The organism is Furfurilactobacillus milii, assembly GCF_009864005.1.
GTDB lineage: Bacteria > Bacillota > Bacilli > Lactobacillales > Lactobacillaceae > Furfurilactobacillus > Furfurilactobacillus rossiae_B.
Window position 1 is genome coordinate 17887 of sequence record NZ_WEZQ01000001.1, and the last position, 24252, is coordinate 42138.

The 24252-nt window shown below is 43.4% G+C and carries 21 protein-coding genes and 4 pseudogenes; 9 read left to right on the forward strand and 16 right to left on the reverse strand.

Going from position 1 to position 24252, the window contains the following annotated elements; translation table 11 throughout:
• Positions 1–2: 2 nt before the first annotated feature.
• A complete protein-coding gene (locus tag GB993_RS00140; protein ID WP_161002579.1) occupies positions 3–1775 on the reverse strand; it encodes an oleate hydratase in 1773 nt (590 codons plus the stop codon).
• Positions 1776–2130: 355 nt separating this feature from the next.
• On the opposite strand from GB993_RS00140, the gene GB993_RS00145 reads away from it, so the two are divergent.
• The 4 genes and pseudogenes from GB993_RS00145 (at position 2131) to GB993_RS00160 (ending at position 5099) form a co-directional block, all read left to right on the forward strand.
• Entirely contained in the window at positions 2131–3573 is a 1443-nt protein-coding gene (locus tag GB993_RS00145) for an IS5 family transposase (protein WP_161002580.1), read from the forward strand.
• Positions 3574–3637: 64 nt separating this feature from the next.
• Positions 3638–3751: pseudogene (locus GB993_RS00150) on the forward strand (recombinase family protein); the annotation flags it as partial.
• Positions 3750–4076 (forward strand): annotated as a pseudogene (locus GB993_RS13160) (DDE-type integrase/transposase/recombinase); the annotation flags it as partial. The pseudogenes GB993_RS00150 and GB993_RS13160, both read left to right, overlap by 2 nt.
• Before the next feature lie 94 nt (positions 4077–4170).
• Positions 4171–5099: pseudogene (locus GB993_RS00160) on the forward strand (IS30 family transposase).
• 48 nt (positions 5100–5147) lie between these two features.
• Here the strand turns inward: GB993_RS00160 and GB993_RS00165 are convergent.
• Both GB993_RS00165 and GB993_RS00170 read right to left on the reverse strand, forming a co-directional pair.
• The gene (locus GB993_RS00165) at positions 5148–5447 is read right to left on the reverse strand and encodes a hypothetical protein (RefSeq protein ID WP_161002581.1); all 300 of its coding nucleotides are present in this window, start codon (positions 5445–5447) and stop codon (positions 5148–5150) included.
• 1 nt (position 5448) lies between these two features.
• The gene (locus GB993_RS00170) at positions 5449–6309 is read right to left on the reverse strand and encodes a ParA family protein (protein WP_161002582.1); all 861 of its coding nucleotides are present in this window, start codon (positions 6307–6309) and stop codon (positions 5449–5451) included.
• Between the two features lie 881 nt (positions 6310–7190).
• Here GB993_RS00170 and GB993_RS00175 point away from each other — a divergent pair.
• From GB993_RS00175 to xylB, 4 genes are all read left to right on the forward strand, one after another.
• Positions 7191–7886, forward strand: a complete 696-nt coding sequence (locus GB993_RS00175) for a D-lyxose/D-mannose family sugar isomerase (protein ID WP_161002583.1) — start codon at positions 7191–7193, stop codon at positions 7884–7886.
• Positions 7887–7991: 105 nt separating this feature from the next.
• Positions 7992–9350 (forward strand): sugar porter family MFS transporter, encoded by a 1359-nt coding sequence (locus GB993_RS00180; protein WP_161002584.1) that lies wholly within the window; start codon positions 7992–7994, stop codon positions 9348–9350.
• A gap of 15 nt (positions 9351–9365) precedes the next feature.
• On the forward strand, positions 9366–10406 hold the full coding sequence (locus tag GB993_RS00185; RefSeq protein WP_161002585.1) for an aldose epimerase family protein: 1041 nt from the start codon (positions 9366–9368) through the stop codon (positions 10404–10406).
• A gap of 2 nt (positions 10407–10408) precedes the next feature.
• The gene (gene xylB / locus GB993_RS00190) at positions 10409–11911 is read left to right on the forward strand and encodes a xylulokinase (protein ID WP_161002586.1); all 1503 of its coding nucleotides are present in this window, start codon (positions 10409–10411) and stop codon (positions 11909–11911) included.
• A gap of 177 nt (positions 11912–12088) precedes the next feature.
• Here xylB and GB993_RS00195 read toward each other — a convergent pair whose 3' ends face one another.
• The 10 genes and pseudogenes from GB993_RS00195 to GB993_RS00240 form a co-directional block, all read right to left on the reverse strand.
• Positions 12089–12892 (reverse strand): MetQ/NlpA family ABC transporter substrate-binding protein, encoded by an 804-nt coding sequence (locus GB993_RS00195; protein WP_161002587.1) that lies wholly within the window; start codon positions 12890–12892, stop codon positions 12089–12091.
• Positions 12893–13335: 443 nt separating this feature from the next.
• The gene (locus GB993_RS00200; protein ID WP_161002588.1) at positions 13336–14700 is read right to left on the reverse strand and encodes an MFS transporter; all 1365 of its coding nucleotides are present in this window, start codon (positions 14698–14700) and stop codon (positions 13336–13338) included.
• Positions 14693–15241 carry a PadR family transcriptional regulator gene (locus GB993_RS00205; RefSeq protein ID WP_161002589.1) on the reverse strand — a complete coding sequence of 183 codons (549 nt, stop codon included), beginning with the start codon at positions 15239–15241 and terminating at the stop codon, positions 14693–14695. The genes GB993_RS00200 and GB993_RS00205 overlap by 8 nt, the downstream gene beginning before the upstream one ends.
• 114 nt (positions 15242–15355) lie before the next feature.
• Complete coding sequence (locus tag GB993_RS00210; RefSeq protein WP_161002590.1) at positions 15356–15943, reverse strand: DJ-1/PfpI family protein; 588 nt, start codon at positions 15941–15943, stop codon at positions 15356–15358.
• Between the two features lie 73 nt (positions 15944–16016).
• A complete protein-coding gene (locus tag GB993_RS00215; protein ID WP_161002591.1) occupies positions 16017–16406 on the reverse strand; it encodes a hypothetical protein in 390 nt (129 codons plus the stop codon).
• Positions 16407–16417: 11 nt separating this feature from the next.
• Positions 16418–16996 carry an NAD(P)H-dependent oxidoreductase gene (locus GB993_RS00220; RefSeq protein WP_161002592.1) on the reverse strand — a complete coding sequence of 193 codons (579 nt, stop codon included), beginning with the start codon at positions 16994–16996 and terminating at the stop codon, positions 16418–16420.
• A complete protein-coding gene (locus tag GB993_RS00225; protein WP_161002593.1) occupies positions 16986–17585 on the reverse strand; it encodes a TetR family transcriptional regulator in 600 nt (199 codons plus the stop codon). The genes GB993_RS00220 and GB993_RS00225 overlap by 11 nt, the downstream gene beginning before the upstream one ends.
• A gap of 133 nt (positions 17586–17718) precedes the next feature.
• Entirely contained in the window at positions 17719–19089 is a 1371-nt protein-coding gene (gene brnQ / locus GB993_RS00230; protein ID WP_161002594.1) for a branched-chain amino acid transport system II carrier protein, read from the reverse strand.
• A 516-nt stretch (positions 19090–19605) separates the two neighbouring features.
• Positions 19606–19863: pseudogene (locus GB993_RS00235) on the reverse strand (tyrosine-type recombinase/integrase); the annotation flags it as partial.
• Between the two features lie 322 nt (positions 19864–20185).
• Complete coding sequence (locus tag GB993_RS00240; protein ID WP_161002596.1) at positions 20186–20743, reverse strand: TetR/AcrR family transcriptional regulator; 558 nt, start codon at positions 20741–20743, stop codon at positions 20186–20188.
• 108 nt (positions 20744–20851) lie between these two features.
• On the opposite strand from GB993_RS00240, the gene GB993_RS00245 reads away from it, so the two are divergent.
• On the forward strand, positions 20852–21673 hold the full coding sequence (locus GB993_RS00245) for a DAPG hydrolase family protein (protein ID WP_161002597.1): 822 nt from the start codon (positions 20852–20854) through the stop codon (positions 21671–21673).
• Between the two features lie 342 nt (positions 21674–22015).
• On the opposite strand, the gene GB993_RS12975 is transcribed toward GB993_RS00245, so the two are convergent.
• Genes GB993_RS12975 through GB993_RS00255 form a run of 3 tightly spaced genes read right to left on the reverse strand, consistent with a single transcriptional unit; the run spans position 22016 to position 24090 of the window.
• The gene (locus GB993_RS12975; RefSeq protein WP_347877331.1) at positions 22016–23032 is read right to left on the reverse strand and encodes an MFS transporter; all 1017 of its coding nucleotides are present in this window, start codon (positions 23030–23032) and stop codon (positions 22016–22018) included.
• Positions 23025–23564 carry an MFS transporter gene (locus GB993_RS12980; RefSeq protein ID WP_238331552.1) on the reverse strand — a complete coding sequence of 180 codons (540 nt, stop codon included), beginning with the start codon at positions 23562–23564 and terminating at the stop codon, positions 23025–23027. Before GB993_RS12980 ends, GB993_RS12975 begins: the two co-directional genes overlap by 8 nt.
• Positions 23548–24090: a PadR family transcriptional regulator gene (locus GB993_RS00255; protein WP_161002598.1), complete on the reverse strand. Its 543-nt coding sequence runs from the start codon at positions 24088–24090 to the stop codon at positions 23548–23550. The genes GB993_RS12980 and GB993_RS00255 overlap by 17 nt, the downstream gene beginning before the upstream one ends.
• Between the last annotated feature and the right edge of the window lie 162 nt (positions 24091–24252).

Consider the following 24252-nt stretch of genomic DNA (forward strand, 5'->3'; position numbering starts at 1 on the left):
CCCTAAATTAAATGGGCCTCTTCCAAAAGCTCCTTAATCCAAGTTTTTTCAACCTTCTTCAAGCCTAATTTTCGAATCGGCTTTGGTAATGGTAGGTCAATTTCTTCGAGTTTTTTCTTGTCGTTCATATAATATACCGATTTCAGCAACTCACGAATATCATAAACTGAGCCAAATACCTCTGGAACCCCTCGTTCAATATTTAAGAGCGTATAGACAGATTCCATAGCTGTTCTAACCGAATATTCCGTTGTAAAAACCGTATCTCGAGATAGTGATTCAGCAAAATTCCCAATAAAGGCTAAATTAACCGATCCAACCGGCACCACTTTTGGTCGATCACCCTTAGCTCTGGGCATAAAATAACTGGTAATAAACGGCATATAGACTGGTACTACATTGATATACTCCTGACTTGAAAGTTGATCGATCTTGCTCTCCGGAACGCCTAGATGATAAAGAAACTCTTCAGCAATTTCTTTTCCTGAACAATTTTCAATTGGTTTTCGAATGTAATTCCCATCGACATCTGAATACAATCCATAGATCCAAACGGTGGTTTGATTTGGCTTTTGTTCTTTAAAATGAGGTTGCCGATGAACCGCAAAACTCATCATCCAATTAGAATCAGTGACTGTAATAATCCCGCCCGAATTGATTTTGTGGGCATGCAGATCCCGTTTGGTTAATCGTTCAATGTAAGGGTCCAACTCGTCGTTTTCAATCGTTGCCGTTGCGGACACAAACCAACTCTTCTTCGGCAAGTTCTGATAGAAGACTTTAGGATGACCAAAATCATCAGATTGAGCTGCCAAATTTTCCCACAGCATCCATGAACCACCCGGTTGATCAGTAATCGGCGCCGGTTTATCATGACTACCATAGGTTGAACTTTCCGTAATTGATCCATTGGTGACAAATACCAAATCATTTGGCGTTAACGTCACGGTTTGTTTTTGACCACTAACGGTGAGTAACAATTTCCTGGCAACTTTCTGGTTTCCTTCTAAATCAACCAAAACATTATCAACCGTTGTCTCAAATTGGACATCGACATGGTGATCGGTTAAATAAGCCATTAACGGTTTAACCATCGATTCGTACTGATTGTATTTATTGAATTTCAGTGCCGTGAAATCCGGCAAGCCATCAATGTGATGAATGAATCTCATCACATAACGTCTCATTTCAACAGCTGAATGCCACTTTTCAAAGGCAAACATGGTTGACCAGTACACCCAAAAGTTACTCTCAAAAAACGCATCAGAGAAAAATTCTTGAATGGTTTCGGTACCCAATTTTTCTTCCGGCGTCAATACCAACTTGATTAGTTCTTTTGAGGTCTTACCAAGCGTGTACTGACCATCGTCTGGAACCTCATTACCACGATTATAGATTAAACGGCAATTAGAAGAATTCGGATCATCTTTATCCAGCCAATAATATTCGTCCAAGTACGAAGCACCTTTAATTTCAAGAGACGGGATGGACCGATACAAATCCCACAAACATTCGAAATGATCTTCCATTTCTCGTCCACCACGGGTTACAAAGCCAACATTGGGCCGATCTGTGCCATCCAAAGAACCGCCAGCTACCGGTAATTCTTCATAGATATGGATTTTTTCACCGGCCATCTGCCCATCACGAATTAGAAAAGCTGCAGCAGCTAAACCAGCCAGCCCCGAGCCGACAATATAAGCCGACTTCTTCTCGACGTCTTTAGGTTTTCGGGGCGTTGCAAACGCCTCATAATTTCCTTTACTATAATACACGAGAAAGACCTCCTCATTTTAAAACAGAGAATCAATCAACTTGAACTACGCGATAAATGAATTTATCGTTACATTTGTTATTATCATATTCTTAATAGGCCAACTATTTCAAGCTTTAAGCATCTCTGTTTTGATTGCGCCATCATAAATTGTCCTGATTCAATCTATTACAAAAGCGTCAACCAATTTGGTTAACACAACTTATTAAATGTAAAACACATTCTTAGTGTCTCCTGAATAACCATTTTTTAGCATTAGGTCGCCTTTTAGACGGCTTTTTGATTATAATGGATGCAGTAGTTTTGTTGGAATTTTAGAAAAAAGTTGGTTCTGAAAACTTAGAGGCGAATCATTCATGTATAAAAAGTTAAACTCGATGCAAATTTCTTTAGATGATTTTGGTCAACCGGCTGGTATGCATCTTTCACCAAACAATCGTTGGGTGCAAAAAGCCGCCGCAATTCCTTGGCGCACGTTAGAGAAAGATTACGCCAGACTTTTTCCCGCCCACACCGGCAACGTCGCTAAAACCTTTCGCATGGCGTTTGGCGCACTGATCATTCAAACCAAATACCATTATCCCGATGAAGAATTGGTCCAACAGATTCAAGAGACGCCGTATCTGCAGTACTTTATCGGCTTACCCAAATACACCGAAGAACCGCCTTTTGATCCCTCAACAATGGTTTGGTTTCGTAAACGCCTGCCAATTGATCAGTTAGCGGCCATCAATGAACAGATCATCGCCTTCAACCAACGGCGACTAGCCGCCAATTCAGATCAGGCAAAGGGTTCTGAGCACCCAAAAGCTGACCGCCCGGATGCGGCCAATCCGCAAGGATTGCCTAATCGGGGCACCTTAACTCTGGACGCAACCTGTGCCCCGGCAAATGTGGCTTATCCTCAAGACATCAATCTCTTGAATCAGACCCGCCAGCACTGTGAAAAAATCATCGACGCCCTTTATAAAACCGGTGCGTTGACGCGGCGACCGCGCATTTACCGTCAAAAGGCTCATAAAGACTACTTGGCGTTCGCTAAAACCAAACGGCGATCAACCAAGAAACGCCGCCGCGCTATTCGAAAGAAACTTCAGTATATCCGTCGGGATCGCAAAATCATTCATCAGGTGATCGCTCAAGGGACCCAGTTAACTCAGCGCCAGGCGCAGATTTTCGACATCTGTGAGCAGATTTACCAACAACAGCACGCCATGTATGTCCAAAAGACCCATCGAATTGGGCAGCGGATTGTCAGTTTTCAACAGCCTTATGTTCGGCCGATCGTCCGAGGAAAAGTTAAGAATCCCACCGAGTTTGGTCCCAAGATTAATGTTAGTAAGAGTGACGGTCTCTTACGGATTGAACGCTACAGCTATGAAGCCTTCAATGAATCGAAAGATTTAATCATGGTCATTGAGCGTTATCACCAGCGCACTGGTGTGTATCCACAACGAGTGCTGGTTGATCAAATTTACCGAACGCGGGAAAATCGCCGTTACTGCCACGACAAGCACATTCGGATCAGCGGTCCCAAGTTGGGCCGGCCAGCGAAACACGATCAACAAAATCTAAAAGTTGAACATCAAGACGAACGTGATCGGACGCAAATCGAGCGCGACTTCAGCCTCTCTAAGCGTTGTTATTCTTTGGGAGGACTAAAAACCAAGCTGACAAACACCAATCTCAGGCAGGTCGGGCTGTCAATCCTCTGTGTTAATTTAGACCGGCTCCAGTGCGTTGTTTTGGTATGCCTATTTTTCGAAAAACGGGCTCTCACCAGTGATTTGACCGCCTGAAAGTACATAATATTCATTGGATTCGTATAAAATACTACCAGCATTAACTATTACGGTTATTCAGGAGACACTATTTACGGATAAATTAAGTGGGGCTAACACTAATCGGCCAGAACTGCAAAAAATGCTGGCCTATATTCGTGAGGGTGATATTGTCCTGGTCACTGAATTAGATCGCTAAGGCTAGTGGAACCACTCCAGAAATGATCCATACGGATCGTGGAGCGGCATATACGTCCACCAATTACAACGAAGCTCTCCGTCAGGAGAAAGTAAGGCATAGCCTATCGGCGCCTGGGACACCAGCGGATAACGCCGTAATGGAACACTGGTGGGCAGATTTTAAAAGCATCTGGCTCGAGCATCGTCCAAAGGCGCAAACTCTAGCAGAGTTACAGGAACAGGTTCGTGCTGGAATAATGTACTTCACGAATCAGTTCATTTCCGCTAAAAGAAATGACCAAACCGTGGCGGAATATTACCACGATTTGGTCGGATGGTAGATTGTAAAATTAATCCGAACGCTGTTCGGACAAAAAAGATCAGCTTCCTTTAAAATGGTGTTTACCACAAACCCATCTTTTAGGAGCTGATCTTTTGTCTAGTATAACCTATTCCAAACGAATTAAAATCGAAACCTTTTGTGAACTAGGGCTGTCCAATATCCAAATGGGCGTTCGGCTGAACCGATCACCGTCAACAATTTCTTATGAATTATCTCGATGTCAACCTTATCAGGCTGAATTAGCCCAAACAGATGCCGAATACAAGCGATCACGATGTGGTCGGAAAACTAAGCTGAGCGATGAGTTAAAGCAAAAAATTCTCAACCATTTACGTCTAAGCTGGTCACCAGGAATGATTGCTCACGAATTTAAACTAGCTACTAAATCTATTTATAATTGGCTAAATCAGGGGAGAATTGATTTCTCCTTGAATGATCTACCTGAACATGGCGTACCCAACGGCGTAACGTTGACCAACGATCCAAATATAATCAATCTTTGGGGCGATCAATTGAACAGCGTCCCATGATGATTAATCAACGTAAGCGCATCGGCGATTTTGAACTAGATACAGTCGTTGGTCCTCGTGGGCATAGTAAGGCAGTTTTATTAACTTTAATCGATCGCAAATCACGGTTCCTTTGGGCATACCGGTTAAAAGATCGGACGACAGCGACTGTTAATGAAGCACTAACTAAGTTCCTAACCACTTTTAATGGTCCGGTGCACAGCTTTACTGTGGACCGTGGCACTGAGTTTAGTAAGCTAGTATCACTTGAATCACAATATGGTATTAAGACCTATTACTGCCATGCTTATACGCCAGCTGAACGTGGTAGTAATGAACGCTTTAATCGGAATTTACGTTATTTTTATCCTAAAGGGACTCGTTTTGAGCACATTAGTGCTCAAGGCTTGAAAACCACCTTACTCGAAATTAATCAGAGACCGCTTAAAATACTCGACTGGCAAACACCGTATCAGGTTATGCTGACAAATTTGTCCAAAAATTCGGATTAAATTTGCAATCTACCATTACTTCTTTCTTTTATTTTAATGTAGCACTGCTTACATATTCTCCCGCAATACGGTATACCTGCGCTGTTGTTCCTCGGTCATATCCTTGTAATACTGGTCAATAAGAAGCTGGATAATCTCGTAGTCGAAGCTAACATGTTCAATTGTCTTCAGGACTTTCATATCCTTGTAAGTCTCTGCGGATACCTTAAGGGATTTTTTCTGATTTTTTGGTATAGAGGAAGATCTATTCTCTTTTTTCGTAGCATTATCTGTTGCATGGTACTCTTCTGATGGCTTTACCGCTCCGGTAACCCTTCGTTGAAGAATATTAGGCTTTTTACTTGGCATCTTACTTGGCCTCCTTATCATCTATAAATAAGCCAATCCGGCTTAATAACTCATCGGTAACTTGCTGGTACTTGTCTAACACTCGCTTATCGAAGCGGTCCTTATCGGTAATTCCATTAATTGGGAATCGTTTAATCCGGGCCATTTGAGTAACAATATTTGTGAATACATTTTCTGCTCCAAACTCATCCTTAGCAGATTGTATGATTGTCTGATCGACACCGTTACGGGCATCGTGAAGCATTGGCAAGATACCAATTACCTCTATATCTAGCTGATACTCTTGCTGAAGTTTGGAAAGGGTATTCACATACTCTTCTGCACCGGATAGACTATCATCGTGTGTTTGCAAGCTGATAAGTGCAAAGTCTGAGAAGATAACAGCATTACGGGTAATCTCAATACTAAATGGTGGCACATCCAACAGAATTACATCATATTTCTTCTTCAATGGATTAAACAAGGGTTCCAACAGATGTGTTTCTTCGTACTCATTATTCGTATTCTGATATAAATATTTCGTGAAATCTTGGAAATCAATATATGAAGGAATTAGGTCAAGGTTATCCATTATCTTAACTGGTAAGTCTGTTAGATCTTTCTCCTGTACGCCTACCATCAGAGTTTTTTTAATTGAGTACACGGTATCTTCCTGCTGACTTTTCGTTAACATTAGTGTTTTAGTGGCGTTGGCTTGTGGGTCTAAGTCTGCAACCAACGTATGTATTCCCATTTTAGCTAAGGTATAAGCGATGAGATACGTGTTAGTTGTTTTTCCCACGCCACCCTTTTGATTACCAATCACAATGGTTAATGCCTCATCACGAGACTGTATAGCCTTTACTACGTCTGGAATATCCATAACAACGACCTCCAATTGATTTTTAATTAGTATACCACAATTTAATAGCAAAAGGGAAATTTCCCTAAATAGTTATTTAGATATATAGAATTAGGGATATATAGAAATTGGGATAAAGGGAAAAAGGGATACTTATCGACTGAGAACACTGTTAGAATGGGAATTAAAAATATCCCTAAATAGAAAAAGGGATATAGGGATAATTCTATTTAGAGATAATTCTATTTAGGGAAAAATAGATAAAGGGAAAAAGGGAAATTAAATATAATTGTTGACAGATATCCTATGAAAGGGCTATAATCATTGGTATTGACAGTCCTATTATATGATGTGCTTTTAACATTATTTCCACCGTTTGCTGTACTAACTGTGAATCATGGGGGACACTGTCAGTAGTTCAAAAGAAGTAATACCTAAAAAACTGCATAAAAAAAAACACCCACCGACTGGCATCGGTGAGCGCCACATAAAAGTCAACTTGTTTAATGACTATTATATCATGGCCGGTGCGATTTTTAAAGCCCTAGGGGACAAGCTGGGGTCTAAATCCAAGGGGACACGTTTGCCAGTGCGACTTCAATAAGTCTGGCTATACCACAACAAGGCTATCTGTACGGCTGGGTGGTGAATGGTGAGCGCGACCATTAACGGCGCGGGTGGTAAAACGAAGCTTCGGCTTGGTGCCACTGATTAGTTGGTGATCGAACTCACAAAAGGTTTCAATTTTAATTCGTTCAGAATAGGTTATACTAGACAAAAGATCAGCTCCTAAAAAATGGGTTTGTGGTAAACACCATTTTAAAGGAAGCTGATCTTTTTTGTCCGAACAGCGTTCGGATTAATTTTACAATCTACCTTATATCTAAGGAGATTTATATATCATGAAACGTTCACAAATTAACACCATTTTGGACAACTTAATTGCTTTTGCCTCAGAACACAAAGTTTATTTCCCAGAATTTGCCAACTGGACAACCGAAGACGTGAAGAATGCCGGCCCAGAATATCAGGAAATCTTTGACAACATGTTGGGATGGGATGTCACAGACTTTGGCAGTGACGACTTTGCTAAACGTGGCTTGGCTACGTTCACTTTCCGTAATGGTAATTTCAATGACAAAAAAACTTATCCAAAACCTTACTGTGAAAAAATTTTGATCCTTGAAGACGGTCAAGAATTACCAATGCACTTCCACAAGATTAAGGAAGAAGACACTATCAACCGTGGCGGCGGTATTCTCGACATTACCGTTTACAACGCAACAGCCGATGAACAACTCGATAAAGAATCAGATGTGCATTTAGTTAAGGATGGCAAGAAAATCACGGTTCCTGCCGGTGGCGTCATTTCATTGGAACCCGGAGAAAGTGTCACGATGACACAACGTATCTATCACCGTTGGATGGGTCGTAAAGGCACAGGCAAGATCATGGTTTGGGAAGTTTCTTCATCAAATGATGACAACGTCGACAATCGCTTCTTTGAACCAGTACCACGTTTTTCGAACGTGGACGAAGATGAACCTATTCGTCATGTTCTATTCGCTGATTATCCCACACTGCGTGGTAACAAATAATCGTCTTTTAATAGCTGGTATTCATGTTCTAACTAATGTTTGAACATGCCGTGTCCTCGTTCCCGAGTTAGGAATAAGGACACTTTTCTTGAAAGGAGAAGCATCATGACAAACAAAACGGCAAAAAGCCGCAGCAGTTGGTATATTTACTTTTTTGGTGCGCTAGGCGGATTATTATTTGGTTACGATACAGGTGTTATCTCTGGTGCATTGCTTTACATTCGAGCAGAAATGAAACTTACCTCCCTTGAGCAGGGCCTGGTCGTTAGTGCTGTTCTTTTAGGTGCCATTATTGGGGCTGCTATCATCAGTCCAATGTCCGATCGGTTCGGGCGCAAGAAAATGGTGATGCTCTCAGCATTAATTTTCTTAATTGGTGCCCTACTATCAGGTTTTTCACCTGATGTGATAGTCTTGGTCATCGCCCGGGTCATCTTAGGTGTCGCCGTCGGTGGTGCGTCGGCACTAGTACCAATGTATCTAGCTGAAATCTCGCCTGCTCGTATCCGGGGCACGCTTTCCAGTCTTAACCAATTAATGATTATGACTGGTATCTTACTGGCCTACATCATTGACTATAGTTTTGCTAACGTCACGAACGGCTGGCGTTATATGTTAGCATTTGCTGCACTACCAGCGATCATCCTATTGATTGGTGGTGTATTGCTACCTGAAAGTCCACGATTCTTATACAAAGTTGGGCGAACTGAGGATGCTAAAAATGTATTGATGCGTCTCCGGGGAGACAATGAAAAAGAAGTTAACGATGAACTCTCAGTTATTGAAAAAGCTAACAAACAAGAATCCGGTACTCTAAAAGACTTATTCTCAAAACTTGTCCACCCCGCATTGGTAATTGCTGTTGGACTATGTATCTTCCAACAGATTACTGGATGTAACACCGTTTTATATTACGCTCCAACCATCTTTTCACAGGTGGGTCTCGGAAATTCGGCTGCCATTTTAGGGACTGTTGGGATAGGTGTCGTTTCCGTTATTACCACCGGTATTGCTGTCATTATCATGGATAAGTTTAACCGCCGCACGCTGCTTAACTTTGGTTCCGTTGGTATGGCGGTCTCGCTATTTACACTTGCAATCGTGACTAATTTTGCTGAAAAAGGTTCTGGACTCTCTGCCTGGATTGTTATGATTGCTCTTGCCGTGTACATTGTTTTCTTCTCTGCAACTTGGGGACCAATTGCTTGGGTCGTAATGGCAGAAGTCTTCCCGTTAAATGTGCGTGGGTTAGGAACTGGTTTCGCGAGTGTTATCGACTGGTTTGCTGACTTAATCGTTTCATTAACTTTCCCAATTTTATTAACTTGGTTAGGAACATCAATCTTCGCTATTTACGGGATCATTTGTATTTTAGCAATTGTATTCGTCTCAAAATTCGTGTTCGAAACTCGCGGCCGCAGCCTTGAAGACATTGAACAAGAGCTGCATAATCGCGCTAAATAATGGTAGGAGGACATTATGATTACTAATAAAATCGAAGAATTTGATCATCATAACGGTCATCTTATTAAGAAGTTTACATTAATCAACAAACGTGGTTCGAGTATTAGTGTATTGGATTTTGGGGCAACCTGGTACGAATACCGTTTAGCACGTCATGATCAAACGACACAAAATGTGTTATTAAATGAACCTGATATTGCGCATTATTTAAACAATCCATTCTATTTAGGCGCCACAATTGGCCGTGTAACCGGTCGAATTAAAAATGGTCGCTTTACACTTGGTGGAAAGCAGTTTCAACTACAACAAAATGAAGGCGCTACCACTCTGCATGGCGGCCCCCACGGATTTGCTTATTTACAGTGGGAAGGAACTATTTTGTCCACGGATGAGGGTGATAACTACCTTCAATTCAGTCGACAAGTAGACCAGTCTTTGGACGGCTTCCCTGGCACCATGACAGTCACAGTCACTTATTCGCTTTCAGAAGACGACACTGTTGACATCACTTACCAAGCCATCTGTGATACTGACACTTTGTTCAGTCCCACTTGTCACGCCTACTTCAACTTAAATAAGGATAATCAAGATATCAGAAACCATGACATAAAGAGTAATGCTCAATTTGTTGAAGCATTGGATGAGGAACATGTGCCAAACGGCATTCTGGCCCCTATTGACAACGACATGTATGATTATAGAAATTTTAAAAATGTTGGTCAGGCAATTAAAAGCATTATTGACAGTAATCACGGCGCTGGGATTGATGATACTTTTCTCACGCCTGCAGGTGCCGACGTTACCATTCGTGATCAAGAAAGCAACTTAACATTGCAAACGACTGCGGATCGTAACGGGGTTACTATTTTTACAGCCAATGGGTTTACACCAACCATGCAAACTAATAAGGGTGCAGGAAAACCATTCCTTGGTATTGCAGTGGAACCACATATTCTTTCCAATGCGATTAACCTCGAAGGTTTTGGTAACATGATTTTAAAAGCAGGCGTTAATCAAACCTACCACGCGCGGTATCATGTTTCTGAGGGGGTCTAAGCATGAGTTATGTATTGGGCATTGATCTTGGCACCAGTGCAGTCAAGGTTTCAGCCGTTAATCAGGAAGGTGTGATTGTTGCTCAGCAATCGTTTGATTATCCACTCAACCAACCACATCCTGGGTACAGTGAACAAAATCCTGAAGACTGGGTATCTGGGACTACTGTTGCCATTGTAAATTTAATCTTGAAAGATCATCTCAAACCAGAAGACATTGAAGGCATCAGTTATTCCGGTCAAATGCACGGCCTCGTCCTGCTTGACGAAAATCATCAAATACTGCGGCCTGCAATCTTGTGGAATGACACCCGCGCAGCAAAACAGCGTCATGAAATTACAGACATTTTGGGTGATCGTTTTGAAACAATCACTAAGAATCAGCCTTTAGAAGGGTTCACGCTGCCCAAGTTACTGTGGGTCAAAGAAAATGAGCCAGAAATTTATAAACAGATTGCCACAGTTTTGCTTCCCAAAGATTATGTTCGTTTTAGAATGACTGGCAAATTAGCTATTGACTACTCTGATGCCACTGGAACGGTCATGCTTGACGTTAACGAAGACACTTGGAGCAAAGAAATCCTGGATGCATTAAACATCGACATCGATTTATGCCCGCCGTTAATTAATTCCACGGATTTCGTCGGCAATATTACGAGCAGTTACGCATCCTTCTCTGGTCTATCTACTAGCACTAAAGTCTTCGGAGGTGCAGCAGATAACGCTGCAGGCGCGATTGGCGCCGGTATTGTTGATGACAAACAAGTTATGGTAAGCATTGGGACCTCTGGCGTTGTTCTGAAGACGGAACCTAAAACAAGCAATTACCGTGGTGTGCTTCAATTTGAAGATCATGGGATCACTGACCAATACTATTCCATGGGCGTTACCCTAGCCGCGGGTTACAGTCTTGGCTGGTTCAAACGAACTTTTCTTCCAGACCATTCTTTTGATGAGCTCACTAGTCTGGCCGCCGAGCGGCCAATCGGCGCAAACGGGCTTATCTTTACACCATACATTGTAGGAGAGCGAGCACCCTACGCAGATGCCGATATTCGCGGCAGTTTTATTGGCGTAGATGGTGTTCAGACTCAAGACGACTTTATTCGATCAGTGCTGGAAGGAATCACTTATTCTTTTAAAGATATTTTGCAAATTTATCAGAACAACCATCGTACATTTTCACAGGTTGTCTCTATTGGTGGTGGCGCCAAAAGTTCGTTTTGGCTGCAACTACAGGCAGATATTTTTAATGCACCAGTCACCAGCCTTGTTAATGAACAGGGTCCTGGATTAGGAGCTGCCATGATTGCCGCCATGGGATTGGGTTGGTATCCTGACTGGAAAAATTGTGTCGCAAAGTTTGTTCAATACGGTAAAATATATCAGCCGCAACCGGAGCATGTCGCACAATATGAGCAATTTTACGCTGTTTACCATCAAGTTTACGAGGCAACGGCATCTCTAAGCCATCAACTGTTGCAATTGCGTCGTCAAAACAGTTAGTCAGTGTGTGACTAACCTTACACTCGTGCACGCATGACTATTGATTCATGTTACACGTGGAACATTTATTAACTGCTTAGACATTAAATACCCCTGAATGAATCTCGAATCGGATTCATCCAGGGGTATTTTTGTGTCTGATGAAGTTCTCAGATACTCGTTAATTTGGCATTAATTCTACCAGGCCGGTAACGTATTTCCTTTGTAGTACTTCTTCAAATTCTGCTTAGTTGCCTCCGTCTGGTAGGCCTTCACGATCTTTTTGTACGTTGCGTTGTTCTTATCTTTCTTCAAGGTTGAAACAACATTGATGTACTGACCACCTGTCTTTAAGTGTTCAGCATACAGAGCATCCTTAAGTGTCAGCTTAGCAGCCGAAGCGTAATTACCATTGACGACTGCAGCATCCGCACTGGATAGAGAACGCGCTGTTTGTGCCGCATCAACAGTTGTAAACTTTAAGCCCAATCGATTCTCAGTGACGTCCTTAGTTGTTGGCAAGCTAGCCTTGTTCAGTTTGATAAATCCAGCCCGTTTCAAAAGCACTAATGCCCGTGTTTCGTTAGCCGCGTCATTCGGAATCGCAATCTGCGCACCGCGTTTGATTTCTGACAATTTCTTCAACTTATTAGAATACAGCGCTAATGGTTGAAAATAGGTATTCCCAATAGCAACGATGTTAGTGTGATGTGCTTTGTTCCACGCATCTTGGAAGTTTAAACTTTGAAACGCATTAATATCTACGCTGTGGTCTGACAGCGCGGCATTCGGCTGAGTATAGTCGGTAAAGTTCACAATCTTTAAGGTAATGTGGTCCTTCTTTTCAGTCTCCTTGCCGACGGCCTTCCAAATGGCCGCATCCTGGTCGCCCACAACACCGACCTTTACGGTTTTATTGCTGCTCTTTCCACAACCTGCTAATGTCAACGCCAATCCAAGCGTAATGCCTAACGCTGCTAATAAACGTCCCGTTTTTTTCATATTAAACCTCTCCCTATCAAATCAAATTCACGACGGTTAACTAAACAAATAATCGACAGCTTTAAAATTGAACACAAAAATAAGCGCTCCCTAAGTCCATCACTTAAGAAGCGCTCACGCACGATACCATTCTTGTTTCACCAAGACTTACATCTTGATGCTTACTAGCCACTTTCATGGCGTGCACAATAATGAGTGCCGGTCATTGCCACCTGTCCTTGCGGTTCAGTGACACCAATCACAGGCCATTTTCATGTTGTGCCCTGCGACCTCATTTCAGCTAAAGAGGCTCTCTAAGCGCTGGTAATCAACATTACTTTCCTGATCAATTCGTTTTGTTGTTTGATTGACAAAAATATACGCCCGTTACCATTAAAAGTCAATGAGAAAAATCGAAGAATTAAAACAACAAAATCGATCTATTGAAAGCAAGTCGTTTGAAACTAAATCGTGCTGTCACCGATATTTCGGCTGACCGTCGTTAACTCAAACATTGGCCACAACATGAGCAATCCTAAGAAAACAAACCCAAACTGGTAAGCGTGTCCCAACGTCATTGTTTGACTGAGAACGGAGACAATCACCGTAATCAAGGACACCCCTAAACCTTGCGCTAAGGTCATGATCACAGCCGTTAGCGTGTTCGCACTATTACGTTCAGCTAATGGAACATCGGCAAACGTCAGCCCATTGTATGCGGTTAACGCTAAGGAACGTCCAACACCGGAAATAAAAGCCAGCAACGCGATAACCCATGACCATGTTGACGTCGTAATCAATGCCAAACAGAACGAACTGACCATCACCATCAAGAAGGCGCTAAAGAGTGCGCCACGATATTTTAGCGTTTTGATAATCACCGTCGTGAAGGGTTTTATGCCAATATTTCCCAGAAAAATAAAAATCACAAAACCTGATGCTTTAACCGGTGACCACTGAAAAATCGTTTGCAAATAGACCGTCATTAAGTATGGCATGGCCCCGACTGATAACCACAAAACGCTATCGCCCGTTTGTGTGAACCGAAATGATTCAATTCGTAGTGATGAAACGGAAAACAAAGGATTTTCGACTTTGCGTAAGTGAAAGTAGGAAAAGACTAACATCCCCACGCCAATGACCACCATCAGTGCTGCTAATAGCCATTCCGAATGACCATGAGTCGCTAATTCTGCCCCAGCTAAAATCAATCCTGATGCAATCGCGATCTCAACAAAACCGATAACGTCAAACTGGCGATGTTCTGCTATTTGAGCATCTTGATCAATCAGAAAAAGCCCAATCAAGATAATAATGATTCCCATCGGTAAATTAATCAGAAAAATCCAGCGCCAGTTCCACCATGTCACAATCAAACCACCGATTAACGGCGCAATCGCTGGCGCAATTAAAGCCGGCCATACTAAGTAACTCGTCATTCGCAACAATTGTGACGGGATCGTCTTTTCCACCACAATCAGTCGAGCCGTTGGTGTCATCATTGCGCCTGACATTCCCTGGATCACCCGCATCCCCAGCAGAATGGCAAACGTAGGCGCCAGCGCACTGCCCAGCGAACTCAACGTAAATAAGCCAACGGCCAATAGCCACATGCGTTTCTTGCCAAATCGATCAGCGAGCCAACCACTTAACGGAATAAAAATCGCAACGGTAATTAGGTAAATACTCACTAGTATTGCAACGGTGGCTGAGCCAGTCCGAAAATATTTCGCCATACTCGGCAACGCCGTGGTGACAATCGTTCCATCCATGATTTCCATGAAGAGGCTCGCCGCCATTAATAACGCAATTTTGATTTCTTTAGTCATTCGACTGAAAGCCCCCGTTCTTCTCCAGTGCTACTTTAAAGCCTTGGATCCACTGCTCTGTCACCTGCGCTTGGCGGAGACGTAACTGCATCTTCTGTGCCGCATACCAGTGATCTTTGTGCTCGTGCTTCTTTAAGTGCTCCAACTCCGTTTGACAGTCATTCACAATGGCGATCTGCTCGTTCATATACTGATCCAGCAATCCCTGTTGATCAGTTAATGGCAAATGCTGCATTGAATCCAGCTTGATTTGAAAAATATCATCCGTGTGAGCGCCCTCAGGAACTGGCGCATACATTAATTCCAAGAATCGCACTTCACCCTTTTTTGTAATGGCTGCCAGTTTTGTCGACCGTTTGTCGTCGCCTTGGACCTTTAGCGTGATGTAACCTTCTTTTTCCAAACGTTCGAACAGCGGATAAATAACACCAAAGCTAATTTTTCGGTGACGACCAAGTGACACCTGCATTGATTGACGCAAACGATATGCCGTCTTTGAATTCTCCATCAATTCTCCTAAAATATATAACTCATTCATCATTTTAGTGTTTACCGTCCTTTCATATCTTTTAGATGTAAATAATGTATATCTAAAAGATATAAAAAACAAATAAAAAACGGCCACATTTTGATGTGTCCGCACAGTTCAACATCATTATTGATAAGGGTTGCCATACTTTGTCGTATAAGCATAAAAACCAAGTTTATGTAACTCGACGCCCATCGCAATCTCCTTTGCTGAGGAACCAATCATTTTAAGAACCTGTTCCGTAAAGTCTAATGCGGCAGTCCCATTGGCAGTAACGAGGTTTCGATCGCTAACAACCTGAACGTTTTGAAAATCAGTTGGGTTTTTATAGTCCACATCGTCTTTCCACAAATATTGGGCATTCCCGGTATGCTTAAATCCTGTTAACAAACCAGTTCTTGCTAGGAAATCAACGGCCCCACAAATGGCCCCAACTGGAATTTTGTTTGCTAAACTGTGCGAAACAAGCTGATAAAGTGCCTCGTCGTTAATGCTCCAAGAATTGCCACCTATTAGAACCAATAAATCAATGTGCTTAGGGACAGCAGGAATCAGATCATCGACTTGGGTGGTAAACCCACCAATAAATTTAACTACAGGCTTGATTGATGCCGTTCTAACCTGCCAATCTTTCTTCTGATTCAATTGGCTGGATAAATACGCTCCCTCCCAGTCAGCAAATTGGTCCAAAACAACAAATTCTGCTATTTTCATAAATAATCTCCCTTTTCCCGAATGTATGTTCGCATTTATAGTGTACACCTTTTTGGAAAATATTAGAGTCGCTCTAGATTGTCCTTGCTACTAACTGATCATAAGCTTCCTTCAATTCAGACTTATCTGTTTTACCGACAGCCGCCTTGTTGGCAGTCACCAAAAACAGTTCGCTAGCCTCCAAGAGTTCACTGACTTGCTGATTGCCAATCGGTGTTAGCACAAAGACATAGATCCTCATTGTATGGATAGCGCTCAATGAATCACCATCGCTAACGCTGTCAGTCAATCCGTTAACTTGACGAATCACATCCAGGCTTAAACGTGCCATGGCTGTCTTAGCCCTGTAAATACTCTGTTTGGCCGCCCGTCGTCGTTCAAAAAAGTTAAAAAGTAATGTCGTGAGCACCGCTGCAAACGTCGCTGCACCCGTAAACCAATCCGCTAAAGATCCAATTTGCATTAAGATCACCCTCAAATTTGATTCACAATCTGTTTTAAAAACGCTTGTCGTTGACTAAAATGGCTGTTTGTAATACCACCACAATTGGTCCAATGCCGCTGCTTGATTCCCAGCTGTTTAAGCGTTGCCCCCATAAAAACACGCTTAATTGCATTCCCGGAAAACAACTTCAAATACCAGGTTGGTGACGTAGACGTCGTTAAAACATCGACCCGTTTGATATTCGTCATCCGACCCTTAACGCCTCTAGGAGTGTTGACGTAAGCAAACTGGGGCTTCATAACTTTATCAAAGAACCCCTTCAACATACCCGGTAGGTCGTTCCACCAAATCGGCGTAATGATAATAAGACTCGTACTACTCCGCAACCCCGTTTGATATTTAGTAACTAGTGGATCCGTGGTGTCGCCATCTTTAAACTTGGCCAGTTCAGCTACAGAATAACGTGGATCAAATTGATCCTTATACAGGTCAATAACGTTATACGCCGCACCTAACTGATCTAACTTTTCTTGAACCGTCATCAACACCTGATGATTAAAGCTTTTATCATACGGATGGCAATAAACAATCGTTGTTTTACTTTGCATCGTTAACGCCCCCGTTTTTCACAATGTCATCAATCATGCTGTCCACAACAGCCTCATCGTAAGTTAGCGCACCGTTAACAATGAGTTGTGCGTAGCCAAAGATGAAAGACCACAGTTTGGTAAACAACAAGTCACTCTCTTCGGTCAGATGATAGTCATGCTTTAACCCAGCGACTTCCTGACTCATATAACGTAAAAAGGGTTCCTTGGTATTAGTGAAAAAATTCTGCTGCCGATACTCGGCCAGTGCCCTAGGACTGAAGAAAAGAAACGCCACTGCATGCGGTCTTGTACCTGCCCAAGACACAATCATTTTACCTAGTTTCGCAATAATCTCCCTGTGTTCCTTGGGACTAAGTTGCGCCACACTTTGAATAGCTTCAGTTTCAAACTGACGTGAGACCTCTTGCAAGGCTGCGTCCAACAAATCATCTTTGGATTTGAAATGCTTATACACTGCCGATGGCGCAATACCAACGGTCTTAGCCGCCGTACGTAAAGATAGCAGGTGAAAGTCGTTCTCACCGACAAACTTAACAGCATACTCAACAATTCGCTGACGTGTATCCGTCGTCCTCAAATCTGCCACATCTATCATTTCCTTTGAATTTTGATTTTAGGATAACACCGTTCACCTAAATTGACAATAAAAAAGCGAACTTAGGCCTAATTCTCGTTAGACAATAAAGTTCGCTTCGTTAATTCACTTTAAGTGCAACACACTATTCAACCGAATTTTGTTTTGGCTCTCGTTGCAAGGCGACTAATCCCAGACCGACAATTAAACCGATAAGCATAAACGGTAAGAAATCCAGTCCATCTTTGAACAAGGGAAAGAACTGTTGGGCAAAATGATTGCAGGCTTTAACCACCGTCAATTTGGCAAACACTGGTGGCAAAGCGTGAATGAAATCAAAGATTGCCGGAATTAGTACTAGATAAATCGTCGTCCGATAAACTGTAACATTTTGATGAATCAAAGGTTGCAAGATTCCCAGTACAATCAGACTGATAGCCAATGGATATAACAACATTAATAATGGCGTTGAGAAGGCAATAATCTGAGTTAAGCCGATATTAGCAATCAGAAAAGCCCCCACCGTCGTCCCCAGCAAAAAAGTTCGGTACTGAACACGTGGAAAACGACGACTGAGGTCTTGTGCCAGTGATGTGATGAGCCCGATAGCGGTGGTCAGGCAGGCTAGCAATGTCAGTGCAGCTAATAAGGCCGTTCCTATTAGCCCCGTATAATGTTCCATAATTTGACCAAAGGCTAGCCCACCGTTAGCACTCATTGATGTGTACCGTAAACTAACGGCACCAAGCATGATCAAAAACGTATAAATAATTGTTTCTAGTGACATTGAGAAAAGACCAATCTTTGCGATGGCCCGTGACTGAGCGCCCTCATTGTGCACGCCCATATACTTGAGTGCATTGACAATCGTTACCCCAAATCCGAGGCCGGCCAGAGCATCCATCGTGTTATACCCTTGTAGAAACCCGTTTGTCAGCCCGCCGATTGAATTAGCCGCACTTACAAACGGCACATGCGTTAAATCACCCTTGATTACCAAGGCCCAGAAGAAAATAAACGTTAATAACAGGAGAAACATTGGATTGAGGAGTTTGCCAACATACAGCGTGATTTTTTGTTGATTACTGGCCAGCAGGAATGTCGCCAAGAAGAATAAAAATGAAAAAATGGCTAAACTGATTGTTTCAGTCCCTTTTGGAATAAAAGGAACGACGCCGATTTCAAACGTAACCGTCGCCGTCCGGGGCGAGGCAATCAACAGTCCCAAACTGGCGTGGGTCGTTAGCAGAAAGAAAGATGCAAATCGTCTACTCACTGGCCTAGCCAGATCATACATGCTGTCGCTACGTGTCACACTGATAGCAATAATCGCCAGCAATGGCAATAAAATTGCAGAGAGTAGGAAACCAATCGTAGCGGTGATCCACCCTTTACCAGCCAGTTGACCCAAGTGAATTGGGAAAATTAAATTGCCGGCACCAAAGAATAAACCGAATAATAATGATCCTAAGACGTAGTAATCGCGTCTTGTTAAATGTTTTTCTCGTTGATCCATATGGTCAACCTCGCTTTCTGTGGTCCAAGTTTAAGGAGACTAGTATCTTTGGAATGGTTACTGCTACATGGCTATAACGCGCTCCCAACTCCTGAATCCTGTGCATAAGCTGAAAGACAAATCATTCGGAAATTCACCGAATGGTTCGCCTTTCTTCTTATTGCTCGGCTTCAAACCGGAGTTGGTCACACTCACATACAAAAAACGCCCCCACAACATCTCTGTTGCGAAGGGCGCGAACGCGGTACCACCTTGCATCGTTACACTGTCACCAGCATAATCTCATAAACTGCAGCCATCAACCGGCTAGAGTTTGGTGACGATAATGGGCACCACCCCACTGAATTTCAATTTGGAATTCAAAAGCTCACAGGTTACTTTCACAAACATTGTGCCACCCATTCTCATCACCTAGGGCTCACTTCAAGCACATCTTGCCTGTTACTCCTCTGCTTCATAACTTGTTTAATCTATTGTTAGCTATTTTAAATAATTGATGAGAAATGTCAATAGATTTTAATCTGAAGCAAAATAAAATGTATTTCCCGGGAACAATGGCACATCTCGCACCTCTTTGGAGAAGATTCCATTGAGCTTTTTTGCGACTTCAAAGTTACTGTTGGGGTAGAGATGACCGTAAGTGCCAAGCGTCGTTTCGATGTCCTCGTGTCCCAGACGTTCTTTGATCTGGAGTGAATTTTCACCAAGGCTGATCAACAGTGACACATGCGAGTGGCGGAGACCGTGAACAGTAATTCGCCGAACCTTAGCGAGCGTACTGTACGTGTCCACAGTATCAACGAATTGCTAGTCAGAGCACGGAATTCCATCACGGGAGAATACTCACCCGGAATTCGCCATCGCCGCTTGTGCGGCCTGCCACGCGCCGGGTCCAACCACGTTGACGCAATCAATTACGCCGTCGACTTCAAGAGTAGCCTGTCTGATCAAGACGCGATCATCTTCATCAAGCAAGTGCAGACGCTGCCCAATTGCCCTCGCACTTTGCGTTCCTGTCCACCTTGAGTTCGAATGAGCCATTTGATTACTTTATCGCAAACGGTTAGGTAAAGACCGACCGCCAAGCGTGATTATCTTAGTGATACAACGCAGCCAATACTTGTGTGCTGGCTTTGATCTGCTGATACACGGTCTCCGCATCTTCTACGCGGCCATGCACCAACCAGACAAACATCGCTGATGGCAAAATATCAGCCAAAATGCTGTTCACGTAATCGCGAGTGGCCTCAGAGATGGCCTGATCGATGTGCAAATTTTCAAAGATAGATGAGAGCTGACGCCGATGGGCTGCGCGCAACAGCGCCGTCAGTTCACTATTGACTAATGCGCTGAGCAAATCGACGTGCTGCATACACGCTTCTATAAAGAGCAGCTGTGCCTGGTGGGTGCTATCGTCCGTTGGTGCCGGCATTGCCACGGCGATCTCTGATACCATCTGGTCGCACGCATAGGCCAACACATCAGCTGGCGTGTCGAACAGGCGGTAAAACGTGCTGCGGCTCACCGTAGATTCACGCTGCAACTCGGCGATTGAAAGCTCATTGAGCGGTTTCTGATTGGTCAAAGTGATCGTCGCCGCAACTAATAAGTCTGCCGACTTCTTGGCCCTGGCGTCGTTGACGATATGATACATAATCGGCCTCCTGTGTTGTATAAGTTGTGATACTATTGTTTCATAAAATGTTTTACGCTACGATTGTCTCATAACTTAGCAACCACGACAACTCGAAAGGAAGCCTTTATGATGAAAATCGTCCCATTACCAGATAACGCACGCGAAATGCCCTACTACGATGTGATCCACACGCCCCTTGCCAAGCCCACCGAAGCGGCAATCACCAAAGCCAAAACCTTCCGCGGCGACCCGACCCAAGGACTGAGATTCGAAGACCGTGCCCAAGTCCAAGCGCCTGACTTCCAGATCCGCCCGCAAGCCACTTACTTAATGGACGACGGCAGTATTTATCTCAGCTCATCGACGCCCACCCCTGATATCACCGGCCCGATGATGGACTGGTGGATGATCTGGCATCAGCTGGAACCACTGCGCTACGCTCTGTGGAACCCAGAAGACCACTACAACGTGGCCCTTTCCGCCGAAGACCGCGAGCAGTTCCTGAACTCAGACAAGCCTTACGTGCAACGCATCTGGAACACCTCCAGTATCGTGACGGAATCCTTCAACGGTGAAAAGCCAAACACCGCTCCGCTGAACTTCGTTGAACCAAACGTAGTCGGCTTGAACAACGCCTTGCTAGGGACTGACGGCTGTATGTCGATGATCATTGCCAACAACACGATCTCTGCAGGGCCAGTCAAGATTCCGGTATTCATGATCGAATCTGTTCGCCTTGATGGTGAAGGCAACAAGGTCTGGAACGTCAACGCCTGGGTCGGCCGCGGCTATAAGAACGGCAAGCCGGTATCGATGAAGCTGCCAATGCGCGACAAGATTGCCACGAACGTCGGCATGCTGATCGTGCACAGCAACAAGGAAATGGCCCACCTCAACACAGTGCTGCCAGGCCTGTATCGCGATTACAGCAACAAGCCGCTGATCTAACTAAAGAAATAGGATTAACCAACACGCATCTTGCCACTTGGTTAATCCTATTTTTTGATGCTACACAGTTTTCAGATTGTTTTTATTTTGAATTTTTTCAAACGGGCCAAGCCAAGGTAAACTCAACAATTGCGATGATCAAAACAATATGATGAAAAATCATCTTAAGTAAATAAGACTGCCTGAGTAGTGGCAGTCTTAATCATTAGGGTAGCACACGTGGCACAGTCCATAATCGTTTTATCTAATGTTAGTATCGTAATGCGCCTCAATAAGTGCATTACAGCAAGATTCTGTAAATTAGTTGGCCGGCTAATTTATTTCCTAGGAAATATCACATCTTTATTTTTGCGCGTGATGTGGTTCCTTAATCATAAAGCCTGCGGCAACCGCACCCACAACAACTAGGGTAATAGCTGTCACAAGAACGCCTTTATAGCCTTGATTAAATGCGCTGAACACTGCTTTGTTCATTTGTCGTAAAACTTCTGGTCCATTCGCATAATTTTCAGTAAATCTCTTTGCGCCTTCGACAACACTATGGCCAGCCATTGGTCCTGCCTGGTGCAAGCCTTTCGTTATCCCCGCCTCTGCTTGTTGTGGTAACTGGCTAATTGCCTTTATGTTTGTCGTAACTGCCGGGTCATAAATATGGCTCAAACGTAAACCGTAAATAACCACTCCAAAACTGATCCCTAATTGCCGAAAGACATTCATTACGCCACTTGCCATACCAACCTGACTCATTTTCACGCTATCCATCGCTGCCGAGGACAAAGGCGGATTCACAATTGCATTACCGATGCCTAAAAGCGCAAAGCCAGCCACAAAGTCAATATACATAACGTTGAGGCTAACGGCGTGGTAAATAATCAAAAAGCCACAGCCAATTAACAACAGCCCACCACTGATCATCCAACGTTTTTGCCAACGACCGGACAGCATGCCAGCAATAGGACCCAAAATCATACTGAAAATACTGATTGCTAACTGTCTAACCCCCGTTTGCATAGCAGAATATCCAAGATAGTCTTGCATCCAAATCGTCAAATAGGTGAAGAAGGCATATAACCCGGCACCCAAACAGAAGGCAGCAATAATGGTGCCATCGAAGGAAATTGATTTAAAAATGGCTAGGTCAATCATCGGACTCTTAAGCTGATGTTCCAGCAAAATGAAGCCAATCAATAGCACAATGCCCGCAATCAAATAACCAGCAACATGCAAGTTTGACCAATGCCATGCGGAATGGGTCTCCTTTTGAACCAGCCCAAATACGAGACTAAAAACCATGGCAATGCTTATCAGCATGCCAATCCAGTCAATTGAGCCCTGCCGATTACCGTAGCTTTCATCCACAAAGTAGATGGCCCCTAGTAATGCGATAACGCCAATTGAATAGCTGAATCAAGTAGCCGCCGAGTAGCGGTCCCATAGCGGTGGCAACTCCAATCACAGAACTCCAAATCCCGAAAGCCAATCCACGGTCACGCCCGACAAAAGTTGATGCCACAATCGTCATTGACAGGCCCATAATGCCCGCGCCACCGATTCCCTGAATTGTTCTGAATAGATTCAGTTGTAGTCCTGTTGTAGATAGCGCAGAAGCTAATGACCCGAACGTGAAAATTGTTAATTCAATAAAGAAAATTCGTTTGCGTCCAAAAATATCGCCGAGTTTGGAAGCAACTAATAAGACAACAGCATACGCCAAGGTATAGGCATTGATAATCCATTGAACGTCGCTAAAAGATTCGTTAAAACTTTTTTGGATTGTTGGCAACGCCACGTTAACGATCGTCACATCCAGCAGTGACATAAACACCGCCACACACAGCGTTGCCAAGCTCAACCAGCGGCGAGCCCCACCGGCATTAGTTCTTGTTTCCATTCTGTACCTCCTCAATTGTTGACTTAGTCCATTTCAATGCCGCCGTTGCCTGAACCTTAGTTAACGCCATCAGCCGAATGGCATCTTTAAGATCGTCTGGCGTGATCTTCGTCTGCCGTAAATAAGCTTCGGCATCTGCAACATCTTCAATTTTATTTTCCAAATAATGTTCAAATTCGCCTAAAATACTGAGTTGCAGGCTCACGTCAATCTGATGAAAATTACGAAATTTAACTTCATACGTAAAATCAGTGTTTTGATTCAATGGAACTGGATCCGTCATGAGCTCTTCAAAGCGCTCACGCCCCTGCTCCGTCAGTGTTGCATCCTTTTTGCCACGATTAGCGTCATCCTGACTGTCCGTCAATGTAATAAATCCCTTTGCTTCCAATCGATCCAATAACGGGTAAATCATGCCAAAACTAATTTTTCGCCGGTTACCAACGATTCGTTGTAAAACAGTACGTAACAGGTAGCCAGTCATCGGTTTATCTGTCAGTTGTCCCAAAACAAATAATTCATACATTACGATGCCTCCATATATCAGTTCGATATGTCACTCGTGAAATTATCATATATCAGACTGATACATCCGTCAATAATTAACTTAAAACGATTTTTTTGAATTAATTACTTTCATCCTTAGCGGCACACTTGTACGATAGGTTTAAAATAGCGCAATATGAAA

Excerpts from the sequence above, each read along its gene's own strand:
- GB993_RS12980 (WP_238331552.1), bottom strand. The coding sequence starts at position 23,564 with ATGGAAACAAGAACTAATGCCGGTGGGGCTCGCCGCTGGTTGAGCTTG.
- xylB (WP_161002586.1), top strand. The coding sequence starts at position 10,409 with ATGAGTTATGTATTGGGCATTGATCTTGGCACCAGTGCAGTCAAGGTT.
- GB993_RS00210 (WP_161002590.1), bottom strand. The coding sequence starts at position 15,943 with ATGAAAATAGCAGAATTTGTTGTTTTGGACCAATTTGCTGACTGGGAG.
- GB993_RS00240 (WP_161002596.1), bottom strand. The coding sequence starts at position 20,743 with ATGTATCATATCGTCAACGACGCCAGGGCCAAGAAGTCGGCAGACTTA.
- brnQ (WP_161002594.1), bottom strand. The coding sequence starts at position 19,089 with ATGGATCAACGAGAAAAACATTTAACAAGACGCGATTACTACGTCTTA.
- GB993_RS00180 (WP_161002584.1), top strand. The coding sequence starts at position 7,992 with ATGACAAACAAAACGGCAAAAAGCCGCAGCAGTTGGTATATTTACTTT.
- GB993_RS00245 (WP_161002597.1), top strand. The coding sequence starts at position 20,852 with ATGATGAAAATCGTCCCATTACCAGATAACGCACGCGAAATGCCCTAC.
- GB993_RS00215 (WP_161002591.1), bottom strand. The coding sequence starts at position 16,406 with ATGCAAATTGGATCTTTAGCGGATTGGTTTACGGGTGCAGCGACGTTT.
- GB993_RS00175 (WP_161002583.1), top strand. The coding sequence starts at position 7,191 with ATGAAACGTTCACAAATTAACACCATTTTGGACAACTTAATTGCTTTT.
- GB993_RS00170 (WP_161002582.1), bottom strand. The coding sequence starts at position 6,309 with ATGGATATTCCAGACGTAGTAAAGGCTATACAGTCTCGTGATGAGGCA.
- GB993_RS00145 (WP_161002580.1), top strand. The coding sequence starts at position 2,131 with ATGTATAAAAAGTTAAACTCGATGCAAATTTCTTTAGATGATTTTGGT.
- GB993_RS00185 (WP_161002585.1), top strand. The coding sequence starts at position 9,366 with ATGATTACTAATAAAATCGAAGAATTTGATCATCATAACGGTCATCTT.
- GB993_RS00220 (WP_161002592.1), bottom strand. The coding sequence starts at position 16,996 with ATGCAAAGTAAAACAACGATTGTTTATTGCCATCCGTATGATAAAAGC.
- GB993_RS00165 (WP_161002581.1), bottom strand. The coding sequence starts at position 5,447 with ATGCCAAGTAAAAAGCCTAATATTCTTCAACGAAGGGTTACCGGAGCG.
- GB993_RS00255 (WP_161002598.1), bottom strand. The coding sequence starts at position 24,090 with ATGTATGAATTATTTGTTTTGGGACAACTGACAGATAAACCGATGACT.
- GB993_RS00200 (WP_161002588.1), bottom strand. The coding sequence starts at position 14,700 with ATGACTAAAGAAATCAAAATTGCGTTATTAATGGCGGCGAGCCTCTTC.
- GB993_RS00195 (WP_161002587.1), bottom strand. The coding sequence starts at position 12,892 with ATGAAAAAAACGGGACGTTTATTAGCAGCGTTAGGCATTACGCTTGGA.
- GB993_RS00205 (WP_161002589.1), bottom strand. The coding sequence starts at position 15,241 with ATGATGAATGAGTTATATATTTTAGGAGAATTGATGGAGAATTCAAAG.